Origin of the sequence: Actinomyces sp. HMSC08A09, from assembly GCF_001807465.1 — a bacterium.
GTDB classification, from domain to species: domain Bacteria; phylum Actinomycetota; class Actinomycetes; order Actinomycetales; family Actinomycetaceae; genus Actinomyces; species Actinomyces oris.
Window position 1 is genome coordinate 86,732 of sequence record NZ_KV789159.1, and the last position, 7,959, is coordinate 94,690.

The 7,959-nt window shown below is 72.2% G+C and carries 3 protein-coding genes; 1 reads left to right on the forward strand and 2 read right to left on the reverse strand.

Annotated features, from left to right (window positions below; genetic code table 11):
* Positions 1-17: 17 nt before the first annotated feature.
* Positions 18-3,767: a transcription-repair coupling factor gene (gene mfd, locus HMPREF3165_RS12520; protein WP_070513993.1), complete on the reverse strand. Its 3,750-nt coding sequence runs from the start codon at positions 3,765-3,767 to the stop codon at positions 18-20.
* Between the two features lie 10 nt (positions 3,768-3,777).
* Positions 3,778-5,151: a hypothetical protein gene (locus tag HMPREF3165_RS12525; protein ID WP_070513995.1), complete on the reverse strand. Its 1,374-nt coding sequence runs from the start codon at positions 5,149-5,151 to the stop codon at positions 3,778-3,780.
* 511 nt (positions 5,152-5,662) lie between these two features.
* Between HMPREF3165_RS12525 and HMPREF3165_RS12530 the strand changes: the two genes are divergently transcribed.
* On the forward strand, positions 5,663-7,909 hold the full coding sequence (locus HMPREF3165_RS12530) for a chain-length determining protein (protein WP_070513997.1): 2,247 nt from the start codon (positions 5,663-5,665) through the stop codon (positions 7,907-7,909).
* The last annotated feature ends 50 nt before the right edge of the window (positions 7,910-7,959 follow it).

The following is a 7,959-nucleotide window of genomic DNA, read 5'->3' on the forward strand; positions in this document are numbered from 1 at the left end:
AGTCATTAGCACGTGCGTCAGCGGCGTTTGCGGTAGGTGGTGGCCTCGGTCTCGTAGGAGGTGTCGCCCTGGACGACGGCGCGCAGGAGCACCTCGGCCCACCGCACGACCTCCTCGCCGGACAGGGCCGCCCCGCCCATGCGGTTGGTGCCCGGCGCGGGCACCACGATGGTGCGCGTGGCGGGCTTCAGCACGGTGCCCGGGTAGAGGCGGGTGACCTTCATGCGCGCCGACTCGGGCAGGTCCACCGGCGCGAAGCGCACCGACTTGCCCTGGGCGACGATCTCGCGCACCCCCAGCTCGGCGGCCAGGGCCCGCAGGCGTGCCAAGGCCGCCAGGCGGGCAGTCGCCTCGGGCACGGGCCCGTAGCGGTCGGTCAGCTCCTCCAGGACGTCGTCGACCTGCTCCCCCGAGCGCGCCGCCGCGAACTTCGTGTAGGCCTCCAGGCGCAGACGCTCGTGGGGGATGTAGTCCTCGGGGACGGTGGCGTCCACAGGCAGCTCGATGCGCAGCTCGACGTCCTCCTCATCGCCCTCCTCGAAGCCGATCGCGTCGGCGCCGGCCTTCCCGGAGCGGGCCAGGGCCTTCTTGTAGGCGGCCACGGCCTCGGAGACCATGCGCACGTAGAGGTCGAAGCCGACCCCGGCGATGTGCCCGGACTGCTCGCCGCCGAGCAGGTTGCCCGAGCCACGGATCTCCAGGTCCTTCATGGCCACCTGCATCCCGGCCCCCAGGTCGGTGTTGGTGGCGATGGTGCGCAGGCGCTCCAGGGCCGTCTCGGTCAGCGGCTTGTCGGAGGGGTAGAGGAAGTAGGCGTAGGCCCGCTCTCGGCCGCGCCCCACGCGCCCGCGCAGCTGGTGGAGCTGGGACAGGCCCATGCGGTCGGCGCGGTCGACGATGAGGGTGTTGGCGTTGGACACGTCCAGCCCGGTCTCCACGATCGTGGTGCACACGAGCACGTCGGTCTCCTTGCGCCAGAAGGAGTCGATGACGGCCTCGAGCTGGTGCTCGTTCATCTGCCCGTGGGCGGTGGCCACGCGCGCCTCGGGCACCAGCTCGGCCAGGCGCGCGGCGGTGGCGTCAATGTCCTCGACCCGGTTGTGGACGAAGAACACCTGCCCCTCACGCAGCAGCTCACGGCGGATCGCGGCGGAGACCTGCTTGGTCTCGTAGGCGCCCACGTAGGTCAGGATCGGGTGGCGGTCCTCGGGCGGAGTCGCCAGGGTGGACATCTCGCGCAGGCCGGTGACCGCCATCTCCAGGGTCCGCGGGATCGGGGTGGCGGACATGGACAGGACGTCCACGTTGGTGCGCAGCGCCTTGAGGGTCTCCTTGTGCTCCACCCCGAAGCGCTGCTCCTCATCGATGATGACCAGGCCCAGGTCCTTAAACCTCACCTGGCCGGTGATGAGGCGGTGGGTACCGACGACGACGTCGACACTCCCCTTCTCCAGACCCTCAAGGATCTTGGCGGACTCGGCGGCGTCCTGGAAGCGGGACAGGGCCGCCACGGTCACCGGGAAGCCGGCGTAGCGCTCGGTGAAGGTCTCGGCGTGCTGGCTCACCAGCAGCGTGGTGGGCACCAGGACCGCGACCTGCTTGCCGTCCTGGACGGCCTTGAAGGCGGCGCGCACGGCGATCTCGGTCTTGCCGTAGCCGACGTCGCCGCACACGAGCCGGTCCATCGGCTGGGCCTTCTCCATGTCGGCCTTGACCTCGTCGATGGTGGAGAGCTGGTCGGGGGTCTCGGTGTAGGGGAAGGCCTCCTCCAGCTCGGTCTGCCAGGGGGTGTCGGGGCTGAAGGCGTGACCGGTGGTGGCGGCGCGGGCGGCGTAGAGGCGCACCAGCTCGCCGGCGATCTCGCGCACGGCCTTGCGGGCCTTGGACTTGGTCTTGGCCCAGTCGGCGCCGCCCATCTTGCTCAGGGCGGGGCTGTCGCCGCCGACGTACTTGGTGACCTGGTCCAGGGCGTCGGTGGGAACCAGGAGGCGGTCGCCGGGCTGGCCGCGCTTGGAGGGCGCGTACTCGATGACGAGGTACTCGCGGGTGGCCGAGGAGCGGGGCCCGCCCACGGTGCGCCGACTCAACTCGATGAAGCGCCCCACCCCGTGCTGGGCGTGGACCACGAGGTCCCCGGCGTGCAGGGACAGGGGGTCCACGGAGCGGCGGGTGCGACGGGCCGGCAGGCTGCGGCGCTCCCGGGGGCCTGCCGAGGCCCGCCCGGTGAGGTCGGACTCGGCGATGAGGGCCAGGCGCAGGCCCTCGGCGAGGAAGCCGTGGCCGGCGCTGGCCTGGGTGACGCGCACGACGCCGTCGCCTGGACCCGCCGTCGGGGCGCCAGCCGAGGCGTCGGTCTCGTCGGCGGGGGCGGCCGGGTCGGGAACCCAGTCACTGTCGCGGCCGAGCTCGCCGACCTCCGAGAGCTGGTCGACGATGCGGGCGGGGACGTCGCCGTCGCCCAGGAGCTGGGCCATGCGCCGGCCGGGTCCGGGCCCGTCGGTGGCCACGACGACGGTCCAGCCCTGGCGGGCCATCCGTCCCAGGTCGGCCACGGCCCGCTCGAGCTCGCCGCGGTAGGTGTGGGGGTCGCTGAGGTCCAGGCGGGTGGTCTCGGGGCCTGCGGCCAGGGCGGTGAAGGACCACCAGCCTCGGTTGGAGGACAGGGCCAGGGCCCGGGCCTCGGCCAGGTGGGCGAAGGCGGCGGCGGACAGGTCGACCGGTACTGTGCCGCCGGAGGCCGCCGAGGTCCAGGCGGCGGCGAGGAACTCGGTGGTGGTGGCGGTCAGGTCCTCGGCGCGCTTGCGCACCCGCTCGGGCTCCAGCAGCACCGTGAGCCGGTCACCGACGAGGTCCAGCAGCGGGACCATCTTCTCAACCAGCACCGGGGCGAGGGACTCCATGCCCTCCACGGCGATGCCCTGGCTGATCTTCTCCAGCATGTCGGCGGCGCCGGGGACGGCGTCGGCCAGGGCGGCGGCGCGCTCGCGCACCGCGTCGGTGAGGACCAGCTCGCGGCAGGCGGTGGCGGTGACGGCGCCCAGCGTCTCGATGGTGCGCTGGTCGGCGACGGCGAAGGAGGAGACCTCGTCGATCTCGTCGCCGAAGAAGTCCACGCGCACGGGCCGGGGCTCGGAGGGCGGGAAGACGTCGAGGATGCCGCCGCGCACGGCGTACTCGCCGCGGGACTCGACCATGTCGACGCGCGTGTAGGCGGCGGCCTCCAGGCGGCGGGCCGTCTCCTCCAGACCGACGGTCAGACCGGGGGCCAGCTGGACGGGCTCGAGCTCACCGAGGCCGGCGATGACGGGGGCCAGCAGGGCGCGCACGGGGACGATGAGGACGCGGATCACCCCGCCCTCCTCAGGGTGGGCCAGGCGGCGCAGGACCGACAGGCGCTGGGCGACGGTGTCGGCGCGCGGCGAGAGGCGCTCGTGAGGCAGGGTCTCCCAGGCGGGCATGACGGCGACATCCTGCGCCGGCAGGTAACTGCGCAGCGCCAGGGCCGTCTCCTCGGCCTCGCGACCGGTGGCGGTGACGACCAGCAGGGGCGTACCGGAGGCCTCGGAGGAGCCGGCCGCCGGTACGTCACCGCCGGCGACCCGGTGGACGCCCTCCTCGCCCAGGGCCATGGCGGCCAGGACGGCGGGTCGGGCGCCCGGCGCCACCACGAGGCTGCGGTCGGTACGCGAGCGGGAGGAGGCGGCGCGAACGGTGCGGGCGATATCGGCGTCGGCGAGCAGCGGAGGCAGGAGCGCAGTCAGGAGCACGGCCGCGAGTCTAGTGACTCCCCGTCCCGGAACCACCGGTGGGCCGGGCCGATCGGCCGATGAAGGCCCGGCGGACCCAGTCCCCGCTGCGGACCTGGTTCCAGGGGTTGGCGTGCCCGGCGACGACGCCCACGCCCCCACCCGTGGTCTTGTTGCGGCTCTCCAGCAGGACGGAGACCTGCGCCGAGGCGGCCATGCCGGCGATGAGCCACACAACTGTGCCGATCTGGGTGATGAAGGCGACCGTGCCGTAGGCCGGGATGAGGCTGAGCAGCGCGATCTGCGCGGGGTTGGAGCGCTGGACGACGGCCCTGAAGCCGTAGACCAGCAGCCCCACCATGACGAGCACCACAGGCATCCACCCGAAGCGCAGCGCGGTCAGGAGCAAGTGGTTGTCGATGGAGCTGTAGCCGCCCCAGGCCACCGAGTCCCCTACCTTCTGATAAGAAGAGGACAGTCCCAGCGGCTTGAGCTGGCGCACCAGGACGAGGATGTCGCCGCGGTAGCCGGCGGAGTCCTCCTGCTCGCGGCCGGCCGAGTCGAAGACGCCCAGGACGTAGGGCAGCAGCACGCTGCCCACAGCGACCAGCACCATGAGGAAGCTCATCCGCCACAGGGCGGGGATGTTGATATGCACCTGCATGAGGCTGAGGATGACGGCGATGACGGCGCAGGCGATCGCCGAGCGGGAGAAGGTCGGGATGGTCGCCCCCAGGACGAGGGCACCGGCCGCGATCCGGTAGCCGGGCCTCCACCGCGCAGCCAGGATGAGCGGGATCCCGGCAGCCAGGCACACCCCCAGAGCGATGGGGTGACCGAAGGCCCCCTCGACACGGGTGAAGCTGCCCCGGGCCAGGGGCGGTGCCCACTCCTCGTAGAGGTTGTTCTCAATGGCGATGTAGCTGAAGGGGTTGATGGTGGTGACAGCCTCGAACAGCGCCAGCACGGCCACCACGATCCACACGATGGCCAGGACCTCCGCCACTCGCCGCAGCCCGAGCCGCTCCACGAGCAGCCGTCCGGCGAGGTAGGCGGGCAGGGCACCGAAGACGACGTCGGACAGGACGTAGTTGAGCGGCGAGCCCGCGGCGACGGACAGGCCCACCAGGCACCAGGCGGTGGCGACCATGAAGTCACCGCTGGTCAGCCGCCACGAGAAGCCGGGCAGGAGTGCGAGGACCACCAGGAAGCAGGCCAAGGTGGCCGGAGGCACATTGGGCTCGAAGGGGATCATCACCCACACCGGCACGAAACCGATGGCACCCATGACCAGTGCGGCCCCGGCGATGGGGCGGCGGTGGATGCGGTCAGCCACAAAGATGAGGACCGCCAGGGCGACGCCCACCATAGGGAGGACGATGAACAGGGTCCTGGCGAAGGACATCGTTCCTCCCTTGTTGTGTCGTGTCCACCGTGATGTCACGGCAGTCGAGTCGGTGGTCGGTCGGTGGTCGATAGGTGGTTTGTCGGCGGCCGGCCGGCCGGACGGCAAGCCGCCACCGGACCGCTGTGAGAAATGCCCGGGAAGATGCTGGGAGGGCCTCGGCGGCCCTGACCAAGGTCAGGACCGACCGGAAGAAATCCGTCGACGTCGTCCCGATTGGGCCGACCCCGACGTCTTCTTCACTGTGGGGACGGGGGTCCTCAGGACCCTCACCCATCACACGATTCCAGTGAAAGACTCACCACATCGCCCGCTCCCCCACGTCTGAGGATTCCAGGCGTGGCCGGGGGCGCAGCGAAGGCTACTACAGTCACCGAGACCTGAGCGTGATCTTACAGTTAGGGTTGGGCCGTAGCCTTTCAGCATCCGCCGGGCCACACGGCCCACGGTGCCCGACGGGCCGCCGGTATCGACCAGATCCAGATCTTCCCCAGACCAGATGAGGAGCAGCGTGCAGCCGTCGCAGATCCTTCACGCCATCCGCAGGAACCTAGTCGCCTGCCTCGTCATCCTGCTCGTATGCATCCTGGCCGGGCTGGGAGTGGCCCTGTCGACGACGCCGGTGGCCATGGCCACCACGACTCTGGGCATCCAGCCCAAGTCCAAGGAGACCCCCTCCTTCTCCACCCAGGCCAAGGACCTCATGCCGACCCTCGTGGAGCTCTCCACGAGCCCGAAGGTCCTCGAGCCGGCGGCGGCCAACCTGAACATGGACACCACCGACCTGTCGGACGCGCTGACGGTCACCAACCCGCCCGAGACCCTGGTCCTGTCCATCACCGCCAAGGCCAGCAGCAAGCAGAAGGCCGTCGACATGGCCCAGGCGACGGCCGACTCGCTCAACAAGGAGCTCACCTCCGGCGAGCTGCTGGGCAAGCAGGCCCTGGGCATGACGACGAGCACCACCTCGCCCGCCACGCCGGCCAACACCACCATGGAGCGACCCGGCGCCCGGGCCGCGGCGATCTCCGGACTGCTGCTGGGGCTTCTGGCCTCCGTCTCCTACGCGATGTTCCGTCACCGGCGCGACAGCGGCCACGGCGCCGACAGAGGCGCAGAGATCCGCCCCGGGCGCACCGCGGCCACGCTGAGCGCCCTGAGGCAGAAGACCTCGGACCTGCTGCGACCGAGCCAGCCGCCCGCGCAGCCTCAGGTGCAGGCGCAGCCGCCCTACCAGTATCAGCAGCTCCCGGCCCAGTCTCCGGTCCCGGCCTCCCCCGAGGCCTCCGTCATCCCGGCCCCCGGCGCCATGGCCCCGCAGGCAGCCCCCGCCTCGATGCCGTCCCCCGCTTCCGCGCCCATGCTGCCGGGCTCGACGTCGGCCCCAGTACCGGCCTCTCAGCCGACGGCCTCATCAGCACCGGCCCCGACCTTCCCGGCCCCGCAGTCGCCCCAGTCGCCCCAGCAGACGACCGCCATGCCCGCGATCTCCGACTCCGCGAACCTGGCCGCCCAGCCGGTGCCCTCCGCCCAGGAGCCGACCCACGCCCCGGCGCCGCTGTCGTCGCCGGCCTCCCCGATGCCGACGTACTCCCCCGCCTCGCAGAGCCCCGTCTCCATGAGCGCGGCGCCGCTGTCGTCACCCTCGGCGGCCTCCGTCTCCGCTCAGTCCTCGGTACAGCCCTCCGCCCCGGACCCGGCACACAGCTTCACCTCCGGCATCACCTCCGCCATGCAGCGCCAGCAGGCCGACCTGCCCGCCCCGGGCGCCTCGTCCGAGACCATCTCGGCCGAGACCATCTCGGCCGGGACCGTCTCGTCCCAGTCGGCCTCCGAGACCAGCGCCTCTTACAGGCACGCGCCGTTGCCCCCTCCGCTTCCCACCCCCGCCGACCTGACGGTGCCGGCCTCCCCGTCGATCGCTGTGCAGCCCTACACGGCCGCCCCGACTTCCGGGAGTCACCGTTTCCCGGGCGCACCCGACGGCCCCACTCGGCGCAGCACCGCCCTGCCCACCGGACAGACCGTCTCAGGCTCCTCAGCCTCCCCGGCCTCCTCCGCCCCCTCGGCGGGACCGTCCTACCAGTACCCGCCGGCTCCGACGTCGGCCCCGGCACCAGTCACCTCGTCTGCCGGCTCCCCTGCCTCCACCACGCCGGCCACCGGGCGCCGGCGCGTCTCAGCGCCGACGTCGAGCTCCGCGCCGAGCACGCCCGTCCGACGGCGCATCACCTCGCCCTCGGCGGATCGCTCGGTGTCATCGGCCGGCTGGCAGGATGCCTCCGCCCTGCCGACGACGACGGGCCGACGCCGGGCCCAGCCGACCTCGTCGGCCCCCGAGCCCCCGGCCGCCGCCGAGGTCTCACGCGTCGCGGCGCGCACGCAGGACTCGGCCTCCGAGACCAACTCCCCCTCCCCTTCGACGTCGATGCGTCAGCAGGCGCCCTCGCGCCGGCAGACCCTGGCTCGACGCCGGCGGATGTCCAAGCCGCGGCTGACTCTCGTGACGCCGCTGTCCGAGGAGTCCTCCATCGAGCAGACCCGCCATCTCACGCCGGTGTCGGCGTCAACGGGTGGACGCCACCGCAGTCCTGATCGGCCGGACGCCCCGCCGCCGCCTCCGCCGCCGTCGATCCAGCCCAGTCAGCAGATGGCCTCGGCGTCGTCGGCCTCCTCGGCCCGGCACACAGCCTCCGCCTCGGCTGCCTCTGCGGCCTCGGCCGGTCGCCGCAGGCAACCGACGCGCCGCTCCTGGTGAGCCGGCTGCCGGCACCAGCGTCAAGGGCGGGTCCGATGCTCAAAGCATCG

Excerpts from the sequence above, each read along its gene's own strand:
- HMPREF3165_RS12525 (WP_070513995.1), bottom strand. The coding sequence starts at position 5,151 with ATGTCCTTCGCCAGGACCCTGTTCATCGTCCTCCCTATGGTGGGCGTC.